Origin of the sequence: Dietzia maris, assembly GCF_036287335.1 — a bacterium.
Taxonomy (GTDB): domain Bacteria; phylum Actinomycetota; class Actinomycetes; order Mycobacteriales; family Mycobacteriaceae; genus Dietzia; species Dietzia cinnamea.
Window position 1 is genome coordinate 2016725 of sequence record NZ_CP143053.1, and the last position, 19883, is coordinate 2036607.

Genomic DNA, 19883 nt, shown 5'->3' on the forward strand with positions numbered 1-19883 from the left:
AGGTCCCATGCCGCCCCTGAGGTCACGAACCAGTACCGCCGGACGCAACGCCGCGGGGGCCCGGGCCCTCTGGCGTGCGACCGGTATGACGGACTCTGACTTCGGCAAGCCGATCATCGCGATCGCCAACTCCTACACGCAGTTCGTGCCCGGCCACGTCCACCTGAAGAACGTGGGCGAGATTGTCGCGGAGCAGATCGCGGCGGCGGGCGGCGTGGCGCGTGAGTTCCACACCATCGCCGTCGACGACGGCATCGCCATGGGACACGCCGGCATGCTGTACTCGCTGCCCAGCCGCGAGATCATCGCCGACTCGGTGGAGTACATGGTCAACGCCCACACGGCGGACGCGTTGGTGTGCATCTCCAACTGCGACAAGATCACGCCGGGCATGCTCAACGCGGCCATGCGGCTCAACATCCCCACGGTGTTCGTCTCGGGCGGTCCGATGGAGTCGGGCTTCTCGGTGGTCGTCGACGGCGTCGTCAAGGCGGGTTCCGACCTCATCACCGCGATCTCCGCCTCGGCGAATTCCGCCGTCGACGACGAGAATCTGGACGCCATCGAGCGATCGGCCTGCCCGACGTGTGGGTCGTGCTCGGGCATGTTCACCGCCAACTCGATGAACTGCCTCTCCGAGGCCCTCGGGCTGTCCCTACCGGGTAACGGCTCGACGCTGGCCACGCACAGTGCGCGCCGCGAGCTGTTCGCCGAGGCGGGTCGCCTCATCGTGGACCTGTGCACGCGCTACTACCGCGACGAGGACGACTCGGTGCTCCCCCGCTCGGTGGCCACCAAGTCCGCCTTCACCAACGCGATGGCCCTCGACGTCGCGATGGGTGGCTCCACCAACACGGTGCTGCACATCCTCGCCGCCGCGCAGGAGGGCGAGGTCGACTTCGACCTGCACGACATCGAGGAGGTCTCCCGCCGGGTGCCGTGCCTGGCCAAGGTCGCCCCGAACTCGGACTACTACATGGAGCACGTGCACCGGGCCGGGGGCATCCCCGCGATCCTCGGCGAGCTGTACCGCGGTGGCCTGTTGGAGACCGACGTCCACTCGGTGCACTCCCCGTCGCTCGAGCAGTACATCGCCGACTGGGACATCCGCAGCGGCACGGCCACCGAGAAGGCCGTCGAGCTGTTCCACGCCGCCCCGGGCGGGGTGCGCACGATCGAGCCCTTCTCCACGGACAACCGCTGGGAGTCGCTCGACACCGACGCGGTGGGCGGCTGCATCCACTCGGTGGAGCACCCCGCGACCGCAGAGGGCGGCCTCGTCGTGCTGCGCGGGAACATCGCGCCCGACGGGTCGGTGTTCAAGACCGCGGGCGTGTCGGAGGAGAACTTCCACTTCTCGGGTCCGGCCAGGGTGGTCGAGTCCCAGGAGGAGGCGGTGTCGGTGATCCTCAACAAGACGCTGCAGGCCGGTGAGGTCCTGGTGGTGCTGTACGAGGGGCCGGCCGGCGGCCCGGGGATGCAGGAGATGCTGCACCCGACCGCGTTCATCAAGGGCGCGGGCCTCGGCACGAAGTGCGCTCTCATCACCGACGGTCGGTTCTCGGGCGGTTCCTCGGGGCTGTCGATCGGCCACATCGCGCCCGAGGCCGCCTCGGGCGGCCCGATCGGCCTGGTGCGTGACGGCGACATCGTGACGATCGACGTGGCCACGCGGTCCATCTCGGTGGAGGTGGACGACGACGAGTTGGCCCGCCGCCGGGAGGAGAAGGGACCGCTACCGTGGCGGCCTGCGAACCGGGACCGGAAGGTCTCGACCGCCCTGCGCGCGTACGCCTCGATGGCGTCGTCGGCGGACAAGGGCGCCGTCCGGATCCTGCCGGACTGATCGCGGATCCGGGCCGACCGCCGACGAGCGGTCGGCCCGCAGCGACCGGCGCGGTCAGCCCGCGGTGATCGGTGCGCTGTCGGCGGACGACGTCAACGGGTAGGTGCCGTTGAGGAAATACCACAGGACGCCGGCCAGCACGACGACGATCACCAGCCAGACGATCCCGCTGAACCTCGGGCGGTGCGACCATCCCCACTTGCGGTCGGCGGCCCACCGCCCGGGTCCGGTGAAGAGCAGCGTCAGCAGCGCCGCGGCGTAGAGGATCGACGGCTCGAGTCCCCGCGAGGTGTCGCTGAGGACGGGAATGGGGTCCGCTCCGGTCAACCGGACCGCGATGCCGAGCCCGACGATCCCGAGGAGGCCGGCCGCGGCGATGGGCGTGGCCAGCCCCACGACGAGCATGACCCCCGCGACGAGTTCGACGGCGCCACCGGCGATCGCCAGCGCGCGGGCCATGTCGAAACCGGAGTCGGCGAGCGTCTCCGCGAACCCGTCGATCCCCGGGCCGCCGAACAGCCCGGCGAGCTTCTGCAGGCCGCGCATCGCCAGCAGGACGCCCACCGCCAAACGGAGGACGAACAGTCCGAGGTCGATGGTCCCGCGCCTGCCGATATCGTCGCGGGGGGCGGGCGCGATGGTGGTCGGCTGCTCGCCGAACGGCAACGGCGCGGACATGTCGTATCCACCCGACTCGGAGAACTGCGAGTAGTCGGTGCGCCCGGCGGCCGGGAACGCTGTGGTGGCGGTGTCCCCCGTCCCGCCGCTCGCGCCCGTTCCCGCACCCGGCCCCGGACCCTTGGTGCCGGGCACGTCGAGCGGGTAGTCGACGTCGTGGATGATCTCTGTACGGGCGTCGTCGTCACCGCGCTTTGAGGAAGTCACCTCTCGACTGTAGGCCGGGGCCGCCGCGGGGACCCGTAGGACACGGCGCGCCGTACTCTGGTCGGCATGAGATCGCTCGCGCTCGTCCTGGCGCTCGCCGTCGCGGTGTCGGGCTGCGCGAGGTTCGACGATCGCCTCGAGGCCCCGTTCACGCCGGCCCCGGGTCCGGGGGCGGGGGCCGCGCCGCCGCCGAGTGCGCCCGGATCTCCGACTCCCCCGCCGACCTCGCCCTCCGGCGAGCCCGAACCGGCCCCTGAGACCGGACCGTGCGTGGACCCTGATCCCGCTGTGATCGCCACGTGTCTGGGTCCGGCCGTCGCCGTGGCCGGTCTGGGTGACGGGGCGCTGGTCGCGGAGTCGACGGGTGCGGTGCGGATCGTCTCGCCGGACGCGGTTCCGGAGGAGTTCGGGCGGGTGGATCCGCGGGGCGGTCGGGTGGCCGCGGTCGCGCCGTCCCCGGATTTCGCCCAGGACCGGTTGGTGTATCTCCTCGTCGTCGGCGATGGACCCACACGCGTCGAGCGCCTGGCGCGCGGCGACGCTCCCCGCACGGTGGCGGAGCTCGCCCCTGCTGAGAGCGGCGGCCTCGCGTTCGTCGCGGACATCCTCACCGTCGGCGTCGGTTCGGAGCTCGTGCGGTTCCCGTCGTTCACGGGGATCGGTCGCGCCGAGCGACCCGAGGTGATCGCGCGCGATCTGGGCGGCATCCAGGCGCTGTGCGTCCACGACGACGAGCTGTATCTCTCCACGGTGACCGACCGTGGTGCCGCACTCCGCGCCCCGGGTCGGATGGTGTGGACGTGGCCGGACCAGCGTTCGGCGGGTGGGTGCGCGGCCGGCGAGGGGACGCTGGCGATCGCGCTCCCGGACGCCGAGCGGGTCGATACCCTGCAGACCGCCGGCGGTGCCGCGCGTGGTCAGCCCGAGGCCCTCGCGGAGGGGCGCTACGGGCGGCTCACCGGCCTCACCGTGGTCGGCGAGGGCATCCTCCTGGCCGGGACCACCAACAAAGCCGGCGGCTCCCCTGTCTCGACTGACGACCGGGCGGTCATCCTGCCCGACTCCGGTGGTGGCCGGGACGCCCGCATGTGAGTCCTACTCGAACGCTTGTGCGATCTCGACCCGCCCGGTAGGCTCGTTCTCATGTTCGAGTGATGGCGCGGCGCTGCAGGGGGTGACGGGGTTGGATACGACGACGACGGCGAGGGCGTTCGGTCTCGGGGCGCTGCGCGCGGTGGACGAGCCGTTGGAGTCGTTGGACGCCTCGGCGCTGAGCGAGGTGGCGCGGTCGGTGACGCTGGCGCAGAACCTGGCCGGAGCCACCCGGCTGCAGGCCGCACACCTGCTGGTCGAGAGTTTCAAGGCGCTGGACGAGGCCGCCCACGGCGAGCCCGGCACCGATACCCGTCCCGCGCACGCCCGCCTGGACCCGGCCGACCGGGCCCGCCACCACTTGGCCGCGGCGATGGCCCTGACCGGCTGGCACGCCCGCCACCTGGTCACCGCCGGCGTGCAGATCCACACCCGCCTGCCGCGCCTGCGCGAGGCCGTCGAGCGCGGGCTGTTGCCCGAGCAGTTGGCCATCGACGCCGCCTGCCGCCTGGCCGGCATTCCCGACGACATCATCAGTGGTGTCGAATCCGATGTCGTGGCCCGCCTGACCCGCGACCTGGCCGGCGGTCACCGGCCCAGCCGCACCGCCCTGGACACCACCGTCGACGCCTCCCGCGAGCGCCACGACCCCCAAGGCGCCGGTGATGCCGTCGACGCGGCCGCCGACCAGCGCACCGTGCGGTTCCGCCCCGAACGCGACGGCATGACCAGCATGTGGGCCCACCTGCCCTCCGGCGATGCCGAGAAACTACGCCGCCGCATCGACGCCGCCGCCCGCGCCGCCGCCGACACCGGCCACCCGCGCACCCGTAACCAACTGCGCGCCGACGCCCTGGTCGCCCTCGGCGATCCCAACACCACCGACATCGCCGACCCCCTGCCCGAGCACCCGGGCGATCACTCGGGCGACAACCCGGGCGACGACAGTGCGGCAGGCCCGGCCACCGCAGGCAGCACCGCCACCACCGGCACCGCCACCGGCACCGGGACCGACGCCGCCACCGGCACCGGCTCCGACGCCGACGACAGTGCCGCCGGTCGTGCGCCGTTGGGGGCCTCGTGGGGCACCGATCAGCCGATCCGGATCTCGGTGATCAACAGCATCGCCCAGGGCCTGCCCAACCGCGTGGAGTTCGTCACCGGCGCCTACGCCAGCTTCGACTGGCTCTGCGAGGAACTGCTCTCCGGCGGCGACGCCAAGGTCCGGTTCGAACTGCTGGACCCGCAACCGGGCACCGAGGACACCCCCGAGGCGGCGCTGAAGTACCGCATCAGCCCGGCCCTGGCCGAACGCATCCGCCTGCGCGACGGCACCTGCCGCCACCCGGGGTGCACGGTCGATGCCCACGACTGTGAGATCGACCATGTCATCGCCTTCGACCACCAACGCCCCGAGCTGGGCGGGCCCACCGCCGAATGGAACCTGGTGTGCCTGTGCCGAAAACACCACCGGGAGAAAACCTTCGGCCACTGCGCCTACCGACCAGGACCGCTCGGCGAGCTGACCATCATCACCGAAACCGGACACGAACACCACACCAGACCCCACGGCCCCCTGGCCCACGCCCGCGACCGCATCCTCGACCACCGCTGGCACCAACACCTCGACCGACTCATCGCCGACGACGGCCACCTCACCAACCCACCCGGCGCCGAACGCGACGGACCCCGCCCTGCCTGATCGGCGGGGCGAGGTCCGGACGTGAGGGACGACCGACGGAGTAGCCGGTTGTACCGCCTAGCTACAGGCGGCGATCACCAACTCCTTCACGCGAGCCGGATCCGCCTGGCCGCGGGTGGCCTTCATGACCGCACCGACGATCGCGCCTGCGGCCTGCACCTTGCCGGAGCGGATCTTGTCCGCGATGTCCGGCTGAGCGGCGAGCGCATCGTCGACGGCCTTCTGGAGCGCCGAGTCGTCGCGGACCACCTCGAGGCCCTTGTCCGCCACGATCTGATCGGGCTCGCCCTCACCGTCGAGGACCGCGTCGACGACCTGTCGGCCCAGCTTGTTGGTGAGCTTGCCTTCGGCGACCAGCTCGATGACCCGCGCCAACTGCGTCGGCGTGATGGCGAGGGCGTCCAGTTCGACGCCCCTCTTGTTGGCCTGCTGCGTCAGGTAGGACACCCACCACGACCGGGCCTCGGCGGGCGGCGCGCCGGCATCGACAGTGGCGAGGATGAGGTCCAGGGCGCCGGCGTTGACGAGATCGCGCATCTCCTCGTCCGACACGCCCCAGTCCGCCTGCACGCGCGCCCGACGCACCCACGGCAGTTCCGGCAGCGTCGCGCGGATCGACTCGATGAGCTCCTCCGTCGGCTCGACGGGCGCCAGATCCGGCTCGGGGAAGTAGCGGTAGTCCTCGGCCGACTCCTTCGGGCGACCGGCGGTCGTCGTGCCGTCCGACTCGTGGAAATGCCGGGTCTCCAGGACGACCTCGCCGCCCGACGTCAGTACGTCCGCCTGGCGGCACATCTCGTGGCGCACCGCGATCTCGACGCTGCGCAGGGAGTTGACGTTCTTGGTCTCGGTGCGGGTGCCGAACTCGGTGGCGCCCTTGGGCATCAGGGAGACGTTCGCGTCGCAGCGCATCGACCCCTGATCCATCCGGACGTCGGACACGTCGAGGCTCTTGAGAAGGTCACGCAGCGCCGACACGTAGGCGCGCGCGATCTCGGGGGCCCGCTCCCCCGCCCCGACGATCGGCTTGGACACGATCTCGATGAGCGGCACGCCCGCACGGTTGAAGTCCAGCAGCGAGTGCGTGGCGCCGTGGATGCGTCCGGTCGCCGAGCCCACATGCGTGGACTTCCCGGTGTCCTCCTCCATGTGGGCGCGCTCGATGTCCACGCGCCAGGTGGAGCCGTCCTCGAGCTGGACGTCGAGGTAACCATCGTGGGCGATCGGCTCGTCGTACTGCGAGATCTGGTAGTTCTTCGGCTGATCCGGGTAGAAGTAGTTCTTCCGCGCGAACCGGCTGTACGGCGCGATCGAGCAGTTCAGCGCGAGACCGATCTTGATGGCCCACTCCACCGCCTGCCGATTGGCGACCGGCAACGCGCCCGGCAGGCCGATGCACACCGGACACACCTGCGTGTTGGGCTCGGCCCCGAACGCGGTCGGACACCCGCAGAACATCTTGGTGTTGGTGTGCAGCTCGACGTGCACCTCCATACCCATGACGGGATCGAAACGTGACACGACCTCGGTGAACTCCATGCCGAACAATCTAGCCGAAGAGGCAGGCGGCCTCGCGGTAGCGGTCCTCCGGAACGGTCTTGAGCACCGACACGGCCTCCTCGACCGGCACCATCGCGATCGACTCCCCGCGCAACGCCACGATCTGGCCGAAATCCCCGCGGTGCACGGCGTGCGCCGCGTGCACCCCGAACCGCGTCGCCAGGTTGCGGTCGTAGGCGGTCGGCGTGCCACCCCGCTGGATGTGGCCCAGCACCGTGGTGCGGACGTCGCGGTTCATGCGTTCACGGATCGCCGTCGCCATCTGGTCGGCGACCCCGGTGAAGACCTCGTGTCCGAACTGGTCGGTGCCACCCTCGCGCAGGGTCATCCCGGAGCCCTCGACGGGCGTCGCGCCCTCGGCGACCACGCAGATGCCGTAGGCCTCCCCCATCTGGAAGCGACGCTTCATCACCTTGCACACGTAGTCGATGTCGAACGGGACCTCGGGGATCACGATCATGTGAGCCCCCGAGGCGAGTCCGGCGTGCAGAGCTATCCACCCGGCGTGGCGGCCCATCACCTCGACCAGCATGACCCGCTCGTGGGACTCGGCTGTCGTGTGCAGACGGTCGATGGCGTCCGAGGCGATCGATACGGCCGTGTCGAAGCCGAAGGTGTAGTCCGTGCCGCCGACGTCATTGTCGATGGTCTTCGGCACGCCCACGACCGGGATTCCGTTCTCGGTGAGCCACCGGGCGGCCTTGAGCGTCCCGTCGCCGCCGATCGCCACCAGGGCGTCCAGGGCGTGCCTCTCGAGCGTCCGACGGATCTCCGGGAGGCTGGCCGTCAGAACGTCCGGGTTGAGTCGGCCGGTCCCGAGGATCGTGCCACCGCGGAGCAGGATCCGGTCGATGCCCTCGTCGTCGAACAATGGGACCGCACGGTCCTCCACCAGGCCGGACCACCCGTCCTGGAAGCCCAGGACCGGCGAGTCGTACTCGGAGTTGGCGGTGCGGACCAGGGCGCGGATCACCGCGTTGAGGCCCGGGCAGTCGCCGCCGGCGGTGAGGACACCTATACGCACGTCGAGCTCCTCTCGGTTCCCCCGCAGTCTAGGGGCGCACGGCCTCCCGCCGCGCGGGTCACCTCGCCGCGCCGGTCACCTCGCCGAGCGGGTCACCTCGCCGGGCTGGTCGACGGCTCCGCGGGCGACCGATCGCCCGTCTTGAACGCCATCGTGGCGAGGCCGCCGAGAAGGACGACCACCGCGGGGAGGAACATCGAGTCAGCGACCGCCTGTCCGATGTCCCCGTGCGCGACCTGGCGGGCCTGCATGAGCGCGCCGATCGCGGCGGAACCCAGCACTGCGCCGACCTGACGAGTGGTGTTGTACACACCCGACCCGGCTCCCGCGGAGGCCAGCTCGAGGCGGCGCATGGCGGTGGAAGACGTCGGCGCCCACACACACCCGTTGGCCACCCCCATCAGAGCGATCGGGCCGAGCAGGACGAGCACCGGCGTCTGCGAGTCCATCACCAGCGCCAGCCAGAACAGGGAGATCGCGAAGGAGAAGTACCCGACGCCCGTGAAGATCCGCGGGTCCAGGCGGTCGGCCCACCGGCCCACGGCCGGCGCGAGGACACCGGCGACCAGGGCCATCGGCAGCAGCATGAGCCCGGCCCGTGTCGGGGTCAGCTCCTTGACCCCCTGGAGGTAGAACATGAGCGGCACCATGGTCCCCGCGGTGACGAACCCGATCGTCGACACGCCGAACGTGCCGATCGAGAAGTTGCGGTCGCGGAACAACCGTAGAGGCACCAGTGGCTCGGTACGCACGCGCGACTGCCACCACACGAACAGGGCGAGCCCCACGACGCCGGCCACGATCAGCGCCGCGGTCGTTCCGCCCCAGCCGTGCGACTCGCCCTGCTGGATGCCGAACACCAGCAGGAACATGCCGATCGCCGACAGCACGATTCCGGGCACGTCGTAAGAGCGCGTGCGCGTCTCCAGTACCGGCACCCACAGCCACACCAGCACCACGGCGAGCACGCCGAACGGGATGTTGACGAAGAAGATCCACCGCCAGTCGAAGGCGTCGATCAGCACGCCGCCGAACACCGGGCCGACCACCGAGGCGATCCCGGCCACGGCACCCCACGTGCCCATGGCCGCACCGCGGCGCTCGGGCGCGAAGACGCGCGTGATCACGCTCAGCGACTGCGGCGTCAGGAGCGCGGCACCGACGCCCTGGAACACCCGGGCGACGATGAGCATCTCGACGTTCGGGGCGAGGCCGCACCACAGCGAGGCCCCGGTGAACACCACCAGGCCGGCGATCGCGACCGTGCGCGGCCCGATCTGGTCCCCGAGCCGCCCGGTGAACAGCAGCGGGACCACGTACGCCAGCAGGTAGGCGCTCGTCACCCAGATCACCTGGTTGGTGCTGGCACCGAGCTGGGTGACGAACGCGTCGGTGGCCACGGCGACGATCGTCTGGTCCACCAGGATCATGAAAAACCCGATGACCAGGGCCGCGAGGGCCTTCCAGGCGTCCCGCTCGGGGACCGTGGTCACGCTATCGCGCCTCTCGCGGCCTCGTACGCGGCGCCCACCCGGTAGAGGCGGTCGTCGGCGAGCGCCGGCGCCATGATCTGCAGGCCCGCGGGCAGACCGTCGACCAGACCGGACGGCACGGACATGCCACAGTGCCCGGCGAGGTTGAGCGGCAGCGTGCACAGGTCGAACTGGTACATCGCGACCGGGTCCTCGACCTTGTCCCCCAGCGGGAACGCGGTCGTCGGCGTGGTGGGCGAGACGAGGACGTCCACCTTCTCGTAGGCGGCGTCGAAGTCGCGCGCGATGAGCGTGCGCACCTTCTGCGCCTGGCCGTAGAAGGCGTCGTAGTAGCCGGCGGACAGCGCGTAGGTGCCCAGCATGATGCGGCGCTTGACCTCCGGCCCGAAGCCGGCCTCGCGACTCGCGGCCATGACCTGGTCGGCCGAGCCCTCGCCGGTCCGCAGGCCGTAGCGCATCGCGTCGAAGCGCGCGAGGTTGCTGGAGACCTCGGACGGGAGGATGAGGTAGTAGGCGGGCAGGGCGTAGCGGAAGTTGGGGCAGGAGACCTCGGCGATCTCGGCGCCCAGCTCTCGCAGGGTGTCGACCGCGGCGCGGAATGACGCCTCGACGCCGGGCTGGTAGCCCTCCCCCGAGAACTCCGAGACCACGCCGACGCGCAGCCCGGTCAGGTCGCCCTTCGCGCCCTCGCGGGCGGCCGCGACGACATCCGGGATCGCCACATCGAGGCTCGTGGAGTCGCGCGGGTCGTGCCCGGCGATCACCTGGTGCAGCAGGGCGGTGTCCTCGACGGTGCGGCCGCAGGGCCCGCCCTGGTCGAGCGAGGAGGCGCAGGCCACGAGGCCGTAGCGCGAGACGGTGCCGTACGTGGGCTTGACGCCGACCGTCGCGGTGAGCGCGGCGGGCTGGCGGATCGACCCACCGGTGTCGGTGCCGATGGCGAGCGGGGCCTGGTGGGACGCGAGCGCCGCGGCCGATCCGCCGCCCGACCCGCCCGGCGTACGGCTGGGGTCCCACGGGTTGCGGGTGGGCCCGTAGGCCGAGTTCTCGGTGGAGGACCCCATGGCGAACTCGTCCATGTTGGTCTTGCCGAGGATCGGGATACCCGCCTCCCGCAGCCGGCCCGTCACGGTCGCGTCATACGGCGAGCGGTACCCCTCGAGCATGCGCGAGCCGCACGTGGTGGGCGCGTCGGTGGTGGTGAACACGTCCTTCAGGGCGATGGGCACGCCGGCCAGCGGGCCGAGCGCCTCACCGGCGGCCAGGCGGGAGTCGACGTCCCGGGCCGCCGCGAGGGCCTCGTCGGCGCCCACGTGCAGGAAGGCGTTGATCTCGCCGTCGACCTCGTCGATCCGGTCCAGGTGCGCACGGGTGACCTCCTCCGAGGACACCTCCCGCGCGGCGATCCGGCCCGCCAGCTCGGCGGCGGTGGCGGTGGTGAGCTCGGTCATGCGTCCTCTCCCAGGATCTGCGGGACCTCGAAGCGCTGCTCGTCGGAGGCCGGGGCCTGGTCGAGCGCCTGTTCCGGGGTCAGACCCGGGGCGACCACGTCGTCCCGGTACACGTTGGTGATCGCGGTGGGGTGGCTCATCGCCGGGACGTCGTCCGCGGCGACCTCGGAGACGGCCTGCACGTGGTCGAGGATGTCGGTGAGCTGCTGTGCGAACGAATCCAGCTCGGCGTCGCTCAGTTCCAGGCGGGAGAGCCTGGCCAGATGCGCGACGTCCCCGCGTGAGATCGAGGTCACGTGCCTGCCCCTTTCCGTGGCGTGGTCGGTACCGGCCCAGCCTAGTCAGGCCGCGGGGGTGCGGCACAATGGGCGTCATGTCTTATCTCCTCCGCGTCATGTTGCCCGACCGACCGGGCAGCCTCGGCTCCCTCGCGGTGGCCCTGGGAACCGTTGACGCGGACATCGTCAGCCTCGACGTCGTGGACCGTTTCGACGGTGTCGCGGTCGACGACATCGTCGTGGACGTCCCCCACGGCACCTTCCCCGACACCCTCATCACGGCCGCCGAGCGGCTCGACGGCGTGGTCGTGGACTCCCTGCGTCCGTTCGGCGGGATCCTCGACGCCCATCGCGAGCTCGAGCTGATCGACGCGGTCGCCGGGGCGGGCGCCGGGGCCGCGCAGATGCTCGCCGACGAGATCCCCGCCGCGCTGCGCGTCGGCTGGGCGCTGGTGCTGGAGGTGACCGGCGACGCGACGTGTCGGCTGGTGGCGCGCGGGGAGTCCGCGCCGATGTGGGAGGGGGGCGAGGTCCCCGTCGTCTGCGGCCTGGCTCGCGTCACCGCACTGGATGACGACGACGAGGTCCCGGCCGAATGGACGGCGATGGACACCGCGCTGGCGGCGGCGCCCCTGAACGCCGGGCACGTCCTGGTGGTCGGTCGGCCCGGCGGCCCGTCGTTCCGGCCGTCGGAGATCGCCCGTCTCGGCTACCTCACGGGGATTCTGCGCTCGCTGCACGCCGGCTGAGGCGCGTCGTCACCGCGATCGCGGCAGAGACGAGGGCGACCGCCGGGAGGATCCACGCGAGGTCGGTCATGAGCTTGATCTGCCGGAACTGCTCGTTCGACAGGAACTGCAGCCCCTCCTCACACGAGTAGAGACAGGCGATCGGGTTCGACATCCCGGCGCCCCAGAGACCCAGCAGGCCGACGAACGCTCCGGCTGCCACCCCTGCGACGGCGGCCGCCAGCGTTCCGACGACGTCCACCGGTCCCCCACCCGGCCGGCCGAGGCGGGAGGCCACCAGCGCGAGTGCGAACCCGACGACCCCTCCGAAGACCAGCGGCCAGGGGAACTGGACGAGGGGCGTCCCTATCGTCACCGGTCGACGTCCTCAGTGTCCGGATCCGCGGTTCCCGCCGGGGCGGGCCCGTTCTCCATGAGCTCGACGAAGCCCGCCTCGTCGAGGATGGTCAGACCCAGCTCCTCGGCCTTCGCCGCCTTCGAGCCCGGGTTGTCGCCCACCACCACGTAATCGGTCTTCTTGGACACCGACCCCGAGGCCTTTCCGCCGCGGGCGATGATGGCCTCCTTGATGCCGTCGCGGGTGAAGCCCTCGAGGGAGCCCGTGGCGACGATCGTCAGCCCCTCGAGCGTGCGCGGGATCGACTCGTCCCGCTCGTCGGCCATCGAGACGCCGGCCGCCGCCCACCGGTCGACGATCTCGCGATGCCAGTCGACGCCGAACCACTCCACCACCGACGCGGCGATCGTCTGACCCACGCCGTCGGTCTCGGCCAGCTCCTCCTCGGATGCCGCGCGGATGGCCTCCATCGTCCCGAACCTGGTCGCGAGGGCCCGCGCCGCCGTGGGGCCGACATGTCGGATCGACAGGGCGACGAGGACCCGCCACAGCGGCCGGTCCTTCGCGGTGGCGAGGTTGGCCAGCAGCTTGCGTCCGTTCTCGGTGAGCACGACCTGCTCGGGCTCGGCCCCCTCCTCGATCTGCTTCCGCGTCGCCTTCTCAATACGGGTGTAGAGGTGCGTGCGGAGGAGGTCGGCCTCGGTGAGATCGAAGAGCCCGGCCTCGTTCTCGAGCACCCCACTGGCGAGGAGGTCGGACGCGCCCTCATATCCGAGTGCCTCGATGTCCAGCGCGTTGCGGGAGGCGAGGTAGAACAGCCGCTCGCGCAACTGGGCGGGGCACGACCGCTGGTTGGGGCATCGCCAGTCGGCGTCGCCCTCACGGGCGGGGGCCAGGACGGTGTCGCATTCGGGGCAGCGCTCGGGGAAGACGAACTCTCGCTCCGTCCCGTCGCGGCGCTCGACCACGGGGCCGAGGACCTCGGGGATCACGTCGCCGGCCTTGCGGATCACCACCGTGTCGCCGATGAGCACACCCTTGCGGATCACCTCGGTCTGGTTGTGGAGCGTCGCGAGCGAGACCGTCGACCCGGCGACGAGGACCGGCTCCATGTAGGCGAACGGGGTCACGCGCCCGGTCCGGCCGACGGAGACCCGGATGTCGAGGAGCTCGGTCATGACCTCCTCGGGCGGGTACTTGTAGGCGATCGCCCACCGCGGGGCCCGGGAGGTCTGGCCGAGGCGACGCTGGACGGCGCGGTCGTCGATCTTCACGACGAGTCCGTCGATCTCGTGCTCGGGGTCGCTGCGGTGCTCACCCCAGTACCGCATCCGCTCGACCACCTCCTCGACCCCGGTCGCGGGCGCGGTGTGCGGTGAGACCGGCAGGCCCCAGTCCGCCAGGGCGAGGTAGACGTCGTGGAGACTCTCGAACGTCGCCCCCTCCACCGCCCCGAGCCCGTGGCAGTACATGCCGAGACGACGTTGGGCGGTGATGGCGGGGTTCTTCTGCCGCAGCGACCCGGCGGCGCTGTTGCGGGGGTTGGCGAACGGCGCCTTGCCCTCGGCCACCAGCCGGGCGTTGAGCTCGGCGAAGTCCTCGAGGCGGAAGAAGACCTCCCCGCGGACCTCCAGAAGCGAAGGCACCGGCCGGTCCGGCGTCGGGGTGAGGGTGACCGGGATGTCCTCGATCGTGCGGGCGTTGAGGGTGACGTCCTCACCGGTCCGCCCGTCGCCGCGGGTGGCCGCGCTGACCAGCTTCCCGTCGCGGTAGACCAGATCCAGGGCCACGCCGTCGATCTTCACCTCGCACAGGAACGGCAGCCGGTCCTCGGGCACACCGGCCTGCTCGACCGCGGAGGCGACCCAGTCGCGCAGCTCCTCCTCGGAGAAGACGTTGTCGAGACTGGTCATCCGCTCCAGGTGCTCGACCGGGGCGAAGTCGGTGGAGAACCCACCGCCGACCAACTGCGTGGGCGAGTCGGCGGTACGCAGTGCCGGGTACTTCTCCTCGAGCGCCTGCAGTTCCCCGAAGAGCCGGTCGAACTCGGCGTCGGAGACGATCGGCGCGTCCTTGACGTAGTAGCGGAACTGATGGTCGCGGACGGTCTCCGCGAGCTCGGTCCACTCCTGCCGGATCTCCGGCGGGATGTCCCCGGTGCCGACGGGCTCGGTGCTGTCGCTCGCTTGGCTCACAGTGACAGGTTATGTCGCACGCGGCCGCGACGCCTCCGCGGTGTCGGAGCGCTGGCCTACGGTGAGCCCATGACCAACGACATCACGCTCCCCGTCACCATCGACCGGAACCGCCTGCTGGCCTTCGACCTCGAGACGACCGGTCCCGACCCGCGCACGGCCCACGTCGTGACCTCGGCCCTCATCGAGATCGACGGGCCGCACAAGAGGGAACGGAACTGGCTGGCCGATCCCGGTATCGAGATCCCCGAGGGGGCGACGGATGTCCACGGCATCACCACCGCCCACGCGAGGGAACACGGTAGGCCCCACGCGGAGGTCATCGCGGAGACCGTGGAGGCCATCCGGCAGGGATGGCGCGACGGCCGCACGCTCGTGGTGTTCAACGCGTGCTACGACCTGACGATCCTGCGCCGGTGGCACCCGACCTTCGAGGTGGCCGGCCCGGTCATCGATCCGTATGTCGTCGACCGTGCCGTCGATCCCTTCCGCAAGGGCAAGCGCACGTTGGAGGCGCTGTGCGGTCAGCACGGGGTGCGCCTCGACGCCGCGCACGAGGCGGCCGCGGACGCGCTCGCGGCCGCGCGCCTGGCGTGGAAGATGCTGGGGACGCAACAGGAGTTGTCCGGCTGTGACTGGCGCGAGTCCAACGCCCAGCAGGCCCGGTGGCACGAGGCCCGCCAGCGGGACTTCGCCGCCTACCTCGAACGCTGCGGGAAGGACGCGTCCGACGTCAGCACCCTGTGGCCGATGGCGACCGTGTAGGCCCGGTCGGTCACTCGGCCATGCGGGGAGCGGTGTCCGCGACGAGTCTGACTCCGCGGAGTGCCGCGGCGGCCCCGGAGGCCGCGACGACCTCGTCAGCCGTCGGAGTGAGCACGGTCAAGGGCAGGCCCGACTGGGGTGGCGCCCCGAGCCGGTCGAGCAGTGCCAACACCTCCGCCGCGGGCCGTTCGGCCTCGGTGGAGGTCAGCGGCGGCCCGCCGGCACCGGGCAGACCCTCCAACTGGAGGGTGCGGCCATCCCCCAGCAGGGTGCCGGCGGCGTCGAGGGCGGCGTGTGACCGCGCGGAGTACAGCGGTGAGGCGGCTAGGCACGCGCCGTCGAGAGGCGTCTCGCCCCGGGGCGGCTCGGCGATGACGGACCAGACCGGCGGAGCGCCGGGATCCGATGTCACGGGGACACGCACCATGACCTCGGCGGCGCCGGCGCGGCGCAGGGCGTCCCCGAAGCGGCACAGCGACAGGGCGAGCTGGTCCGCGGGGACGGCCGCGATCGGGTCGAGACGGCTGGGTGACTGCACCGTCCCGGCGGCCACCTTCCAGAGCAGTGGCTCGTCGAGCAGGACGCGGGCGCCCGCGCGCAGTCGGCTCGCGAACCGGGCGGCGAGGGCTCCCGCGCCCTCGCCGAGGGAGGCCGCCAGGTCGCGTCGAGCACCGCGGTCCGACAGGACCGGCATCCCGCCGGGCAGTTCCACCTGCGCCGCGAGCGACCACGGGCCCACGATCCGCACCTGGAGCCGACGACGGCCGGGCTCGGGGACCTCCTCGGGGTCCCTCGCCAGCTCGTCGGCCTCCTCGAGGGCGTCGCCGTCCCGGTCGAGGTGGTCTGCGGCCCGCCGGGCGAGACGGCCCGGCGAATCCGCGAGTCGCCACCCGCGCGGGGTGACGTCCGTGGGCAGGTCGGCGAGCGTCGCGAGGGTGCGGCCGATCGCGTCCGCGCCCGGTCCCCGGTCCGGCAACTCCGGCAGGAACGGCAGGGAGTGGCACTCCCCCATCACGACGCGGGCCGCCTCGCGGGGATCGGTGCCGGGCATCGGGCCGGGCCCGGTGCTGGACGGAGCGGGGCCCGCCTCCGGCGTCACACCGCCTCCGTCGCCGGGCGGGAGGCGGAGATGGTGCCGCTGCCCAGGACGCGGTCGCCGTCGGGCTCGGAGCGGTACAAAACGGCGGCCTGCCCGGGCGCGACCCCGCGGACCGGCTCGTGCAGGGTGATCTCGAGAGTGGCGTCCGCTCCGTCCCCGATGCGCCGGACGTGGGCCGGGGTGGCCTCGCCGTGCGCGCGGATCTGGACGTGGCAGTCGGTCTCGCGGATGTCGTCGTCGACCAGCCAGTACGGCGAGGTGGCCGTCATGGCGACGGACAGCAGGTGAGCGGCACCGCCGACGGTGACCGTGCCGCTGTCGGCGTCGATCGCGGTGACGTACCGGGGGCGGCCGTCGGCCGCGGGTCCCTGCACGCCGAGCCCCTTGCGCTGGCCGATGGTGAACCCGTGGATCCCGTCGTGGCGGCCGAGCTCGTCACCGGTGTCGGCGTCGACGACCGCGCCGGGGCGCACCCCGATGCGGGCACCGAGGAACGCACGCGTGTCGCCGGACGGGATGAAGCAGATGTCGTGGCTGTCGGGCTTAGTGGCCACCGGCAGGCCCGCCGCCTCCGCCTCGGCGCGGACCTGCGACTTGAGCGAGGCTCCCAGCGGGAACATCGAGTGGGCGAGCTGCTCGGGGGTGAGCACGCCGAGGACGTAGGACTGGTCCTTGGCCGCGTCGACCGCTCGGCGCAGGACGGGTCGGCGGGAGCCGTCGGGGAGCTCCTCGGTCGACAGCCGCGCGTAGTGTCCGGTCGCGACGGCGTCGAACCCGAGCGCCATGCCGCGCTCGAGCAGCGCCTCGAACTTGATGCGCTCGTTGCAGCGCAGGCACGGGTTGGGCGTCTCCCCGCGGGCGTAGGACTCGACGAAGTCGTCGATGACGTCGGCCCGGAACCGCTCGGCGAAGTCCCAGACGTAGAAGGGGATCCCCAGCAGGTCGGCGACGCGGCGTGCGTCTCCGGCGTCCTCGCGCGAGCAGCAGCCCCGGGATCCGGTCCGCAGGGTCGCCGGATCGCTGCTGAGGGCCAGGTGCACGCCCACGACCTCGTGGCCGGCGGCAACGGCTCGGGCGGCGGCCACGGCGGAGTCCACTCCCCCGCTCATCGCGGCGAGCACTCTCATGATGCGCTCACCCCGGCGCGGGCCAGGCCGAGGCCCGCGACGCGGGCGCGGTCGGCGGCGGGGCCCAGGGCGGCGATCGCGGCGTCGATGTCGGCCTCCGTCGTCGTGTACCCCAGGCTGAGCCGCAGGCTGCTCCGGGCCGAGGCGTCGTCGGCGCCGAGGGCGAGCAGGACGTGACTGGGCTCGGCGACCCCGGCGGTGCACGCGGAGCCGGTCGAGCACTCGATCCCGGCGGCGTCCAACAGGAGGATGAGCGACTCCCCGGAGCATCCGGGGAAGGTGATGTTGGCGATCCCCGGGAGGCGCTCGCCGCCCCCGTTGGCGATAGCACCGGGGACCGCGGCGAGCACGCCGTCGATCAGCCGGTCCCGCAGCGCGGTCAGCCGCCGCGTCTCGGTCTCCATCTCGCGGACGGCCTCGTCGAGCGCCACGGCCATGGCGACGACACCGGGGACGTCCACCGACCCGGAGCGCAGATCGCGCTCCTGCCCGCCGCCGAAGCCGATCGGAACGCACTCGGCGCCCCGGTCGAGGATCAGGGCGCCCACCCCGAGCGGGCCTCCGAATTTGTGGGCGGACAGGCTCAGCGAGGTGACGCCGAGGGCGGCGAAGTCCACCGGCACGTGCCCCACGGCCTGGACGGCGTCGGTGTGGACCGCGGCGCCGACCGCGCGGGCGTGGCCGGCGACCGCCGCGACGTCGCCGAGGGTACCGATCTCGTTGTTGGCCAGCATCGTTGCGACGAGGGCGAGGCGGGGGCCGGCCTCCTCGGCGAGCTCGCGGACGGTGTCGGGAACGACGGCGCCGCGAGTGTCGACGGGCAGGAGCCGGATCTCCTTTTCTCCCCCGCGCCCGGTCGCCAGATGGGCTGCGGCGTCGAGCACGGAGTGGTGCTCGGTGGCGCCGACGGCGACGAGGTCGCCGTCGTGCGCGGCGGCCTGGCCGAGGATCGCGAGGTTGTCGGACTCGGTGCCGCCGGAGGTGAACACCACCTCCGAGGGGCGACACCCGAGGTGGTGGGCGAGCGACTCGCGGGCCTCCTCGACGCGTCGCCGCGCGCGGCGACCGGAGCCGTGGAGCGAGGAGGCGTTGCCGACCACCGAGGCCGCCTCGGCGTAGGCGGCGACGGCCGCCGGACGCATCGGGGTGGTCGCGGCGTGGTCCAGATAGTGCACGGGGCGCAAGGTGGGCATATCGCAGGCAAGGATACGCCCGGATGCGCCGGACCCCGGCACCGCAGGGGTGCCGGGGTCCGGGTCGCGTCCGTCAGACACGGTGTGCGGGGCTCACTTGCGGGCGTTGATGGCCTCGGTGAGCTGCGGGGCGACGTTGAACAGGTCGCCGACGATGCCGTAGTCCGCGATCTCGAAGATCGGGGCCTCCTCGTCCTTGTTCACCGCGACGATCGTCTTGGACGTCTGCATGCCGGCGCGGTGCTGGATGGCGCCGGAGATGCCCAGGGCGATGTACAGCTGCGGCGACACGGTCTTGCCGGTCTGGCCGACCTGGAACTGGCCCGGGTAGTAGCCCGAGTCGACGGCGGCGCGGGAGGCGCCGACCGCACCCTTGAGGGAGTCGGCGAGCGGCTCGACGACCTCCTCGAACTTCTCGGCCGAGCCGACACCGCGTCCACCGGAGACGACGACGGTCGCCTCGGTGAGCTCGGGGCGGTCGCCACCGACGATCGGGTTGCGCGAGATGATCTTCGCGGCGTTCTCGGGCTCGGGGACCTGGACCTCGACGACCTCACCCGCGCCCGCGGCCGGGGACGCCTCGACGGAGCCGGGACGGACCGTGTAGATCGGGGTGTCGCCGGAGACGGTGGCCTCGACGGTGTAGGCGCCACCGAAGATCGAGTGGACGGCGGAGCCGTCCTCGCGGATCTCGATGACGTCGGTGAGGACGCCCGAGCCGGTGCGCGCCGCGAGACGACCCGCGACCTCCTTGCCCTCGAAGGTGGCGGCCAGGACGATCGCGGCGGCGCCCTGCTCGGCGAGGCCGGCCAGGACGTCGACCTTGGGGGTGACGAGGTAGTTCTGCACCGCGTCGCCCTCGGCGACGTAGATCTTCTCCGCGCCGGCCTCCTTGAGGGCGTCGGTGAGCGCGGCGGCGGTGCCGGTCTCGCCGAACACGACGGCGGACGGCTCGCCGAGCGCGCGGGCGGCGGTCAGCAGCTCGTTGGTGACCTTCTTGAGTTCGCCGTCGACGTGCTCGACCGCGACGAGGACTTCAGCCATGGTGGGTTCTCCTTGAAAAAGACTGTGATGAGTCGGTCGGGGT

The 19883-nt window shown here is 71.9% G+C and carries 17 protein-coding genes; 5 read left to right on the forward strand and 12 right to left on the reverse strand.

Annotation, left to right across the window (positions count from 1 at the left end; all coding sequences use genetic code 11):
- Positions 1–7: 7 nt before the first annotated feature.
- Positions 8–1846: a dihydroxy-acid dehydratase gene (ilvD, locus tag VYL96_RS09305; protein ID WP_061914424.1), complete on the forward strand. Its 1839-nt coding sequence runs from the start codon at positions 8–10 to the stop codon at positions 1844–1846.
- A gap of 54 nt (positions 1847–1900) precedes the next feature.
- On the opposite strand, the gene VYL96_RS09310 is transcribed toward ilvD, so the two are convergent.
- A complete protein-coding gene (locus VYL96_RS09310; RefSeq protein ID WP_061914426.1) occupies positions 1901–2731 on the reverse strand; it encodes a DoxX family protein in 831 nt (276 codons plus the stop codon).
- 66 nt (positions 2732–2797) lie between these two features.
- Here VYL96_RS09310 and VYL96_RS09315 point away from each other — a divergent pair, with 66 nt between their 5' ends.
- The gene (locus tag VYL96_RS09315) at positions 2798–3823 is read left to right on the forward strand and encodes a PQQ-dependent sugar dehydrogenase family protein (RefSeq protein WP_061914429.1); all 1026 of its coding nucleotides are present in this window, start codon (positions 2798–2800) and stop codon (positions 3821–3823) included.
- A gap of 82 nt (positions 3824–3905) precedes the next feature.
- Positions 3906–5525 carry an HNH endonuclease signature motif containing protein gene (locus VYL96_RS09320; RefSeq protein ID WP_375545742.1) on the forward strand — a complete coding sequence of 540 codons (1620 nt, stop codon included), beginning with the start codon at positions 3906–3908 and terminating at the stop codon, positions 5523–5525.
- A 57-nt stretch (positions 5526–5582) separates the two neighbouring features.
- Here the strand turns inward: VYL96_RS09320 and gatB are convergent, their stop codons facing one another.
- From gatB to gatC, 5 genes are all read right to left on the reverse strand, one after another.
- Positions 5583–7064 (reverse strand): Asp-tRNA(Asn)/Glu-tRNA(Gln) amidotransferase subunit GatB, encoded by a 1482-nt coding sequence (gatB, locus tag VYL96_RS09325; protein WP_007634005.1) that lies wholly within the window; start codon positions 7062–7064, stop codon positions 5583–5585.
- Between the two features lie 10 nt (positions 7065–7074).
- Positions 7075–8109: an ATP-dependent 6-phosphofructokinase gene (locus tag VYL96_RS09330; RefSeq protein WP_061229407.1), complete on the reverse strand. Its 1035-nt coding sequence runs from the start codon at positions 8107–8109 to the stop codon at positions 7075–7077.
- A 92-nt stretch (positions 8110–8201) separates the two neighbouring features.
- Positions 8202–9602 carry a DHA2 family efflux MFS transporter permease subunit gene (locus tag VYL96_RS09335; protein ID WP_061229408.1) on the reverse strand — a complete coding sequence of 467 codons (1401 nt, stop codon included), beginning with the start codon at positions 9600–9602 and terminating at the stop codon, positions 8202–8204.
- Positions 9599–11053 carry an Asp-tRNA(Asn)/Glu-tRNA(Gln) amidotransferase subunit GatA gene (gene gatA, locus VYL96_RS09340; RefSeq protein WP_061229409.1) on the reverse strand — a complete coding sequence of 485 codons (1455 nt, stop codon included), beginning with the start codon at positions 11051–11053 and terminating at the stop codon, positions 9599–9601. The genes VYL96_RS09335 and gatA overlap by 4 nt, the downstream gene beginning before the upstream one ends.
- Positions 11050–11349 (reverse strand): Asp-tRNA(Asn)/Glu-tRNA(Gln) amidotransferase subunit GatC, encoded by a 300-nt coding sequence (gene gatC / locus VYL96_RS09345; protein WP_061229410.1) that lies wholly within the window; start codon positions 11347–11349, stop codon positions 11050–11052. The genes gatA and gatC overlap by 4 nt, the downstream gene beginning before the upstream one ends.
- Positions 11350–11426: 77 nt before the next feature.
- Here gatC and VYL96_RS09350 point away from each other — a divergent pair, with 77 nt between their 5' ends.
- A complete protein-coding gene (locus VYL96_RS09350; RefSeq protein WP_043569170.1) occupies positions 11427–12080 on the forward strand; it encodes an ACT domain-containing protein in 654 nt (217 codons plus the stop codon).
- Here the strand turns inward: VYL96_RS09350 and VYL96_RS09355 are convergent.
- A complete protein-coding gene (locus tag VYL96_RS09355; protein WP_061229411.1) occupies positions 12046–12435 on the reverse strand; it encodes a hypothetical protein in 390 nt (129 codons plus the stop codon). The two genes, VYL96_RS09350 and VYL96_RS09355, sit on opposite strands and share 35 nt — an antisense overlap.
- On the reverse strand, positions 12432–14612 hold the full coding sequence (gene ligA / locus VYL96_RS09360; protein WP_061916912.1) for an NAD-dependent DNA ligase LigA: 2181 nt from the start codon (positions 14610–14612) through the stop codon (positions 12432–12434). The genes VYL96_RS09355 and ligA overlap by 4 nt, the downstream gene beginning before the upstream one ends.
- Before the next feature lie 69 nt (positions 14613–14681).
- Here ligA and VYL96_RS09365 point away from each other — a divergent pair, with 69 nt between their 5' ends.
- Positions 14682–15377: an exonuclease domain-containing protein gene (locus VYL96_RS09365; RefSeq protein ID WP_061916907.1), complete on the forward strand. Its 696-nt coding sequence runs from the start codon at positions 14682–14684 to the stop codon at positions 15375–15377.
- A gap of 10 nt (positions 15378–15387) precedes the next feature.
- On the opposite strand, the gene VYL96_RS09370 is transcribed toward VYL96_RS09365, so the two are convergent.
- From VYL96_RS09370 to VYL96_RS09385, 4 genes are all read right to left on the reverse strand, one after another.
- Positions 15388–16476 carry a uroporphyrinogen decarboxylase/cobalamine-independent methonine synthase family protein gene (locus tag VYL96_RS09370; protein WP_232303153.1) on the reverse strand — a complete coding sequence of 363 codons (1089 nt, stop codon included), beginning with the start codon at positions 16474–16476 and terminating at the stop codon, positions 15388–15390.
- Positions 16473–17603 carry a tRNA 2-thiouridine(34) synthase MnmA gene (gene mnmA, locus VYL96_RS09375; RefSeq protein ID WP_061916904.1) on the reverse strand — a complete coding sequence of 377 codons (1131 nt, stop codon included), beginning with the start codon at positions 17601–17603 and terminating at the stop codon, positions 16473–16475. Before mnmA ends, VYL96_RS09370 begins: the two co-directional genes overlap by 4 nt.
- A complete protein-coding gene (locus VYL96_RS09380) occupies positions 17600–18796 on the reverse strand; it encodes a cysteine desulfurase family protein (protein WP_061229415.1) in 1197 nt (398 codons plus the stop codon). The genes mnmA and VYL96_RS09380 overlap by 4 nt, the downstream gene beginning before the upstream one ends.
- A 93-nt stretch (positions 18797–18889) precedes the next feature.
- The gene (locus VYL96_RS09385) at positions 18890–19840 is read right to left on the reverse strand and encodes an electron transfer flavoprotein subunit alpha/FixB family protein (protein ID WP_061229416.1); all 951 of its coding nucleotides are present in this window, start codon (positions 19838–19840) and stop codon (positions 18890–18892) included.
- Between the last annotated feature and the right edge of the window lie 43 nt (positions 19841–19883).

Bases quoted from the DNA above. Each gene is read 5' to 3' on its own strand.
- ilvD (WP_061914424.1), top strand. From the start codon at position 8: ATGCCGCCCCTGAGGTCACGAACCAGTACCGCCGGACGCAACGCCGCG.
- VYL96_RS09315 (WP_061914429.1), top strand. From the start codon at position 2,798: ATGAGATCGCTCGCGCTCGTCCTGGCGCTCGCCGTCGCGGTGTCGGGC.
- gatB (WP_007634005.1), bottom strand. From the start codon at position 7,064: ATGGAGTTCACCGAGGTCGTGTCACGTTTCGATCCCGTCATGGGTATG.
- gatA (WP_061229409.1), bottom strand. From the start codon at position 11,053: ATGACCGAGCTCACCACCGCCACCGCCGCCGAGCTGGCGGGCCGGATC.
- VYL96_RS09350 (WP_043569170.1), top strand. From the start codon at position 11,427: ATGTCTTATCTCCTCCGCGTCATGTTGCCCGACCGACCGGGCAGCCTC.
- VYL96_RS09365 (WP_061916907.1), top strand. From the start codon at position 14,682: ATGACCAACGACATCACGCTCCCCGTCACCATCGACCGGAACCGCCTG.
- mnmA (WP_061916904.1), bottom strand. From the start codon at position 17,603: ATGAGAGTGCTCGCCGCGATGAGCGGGGGAGTGGACTCCGCCGTGGCC.
- VYL96_RS09380 (WP_061229415.1), bottom strand. From the start codon at position 18,796: ATGCCCACCTTGCGCCCCGTGCACTATCTGGACCACGCCGCGACCACC.
- VYL96_RS09385 (WP_061229416.1), bottom strand. From the start codon at position 19,840: ATGGCTGAAGTCCTCGTCGCGGTCGAGCACGTCGACGGCGAACTCAAG.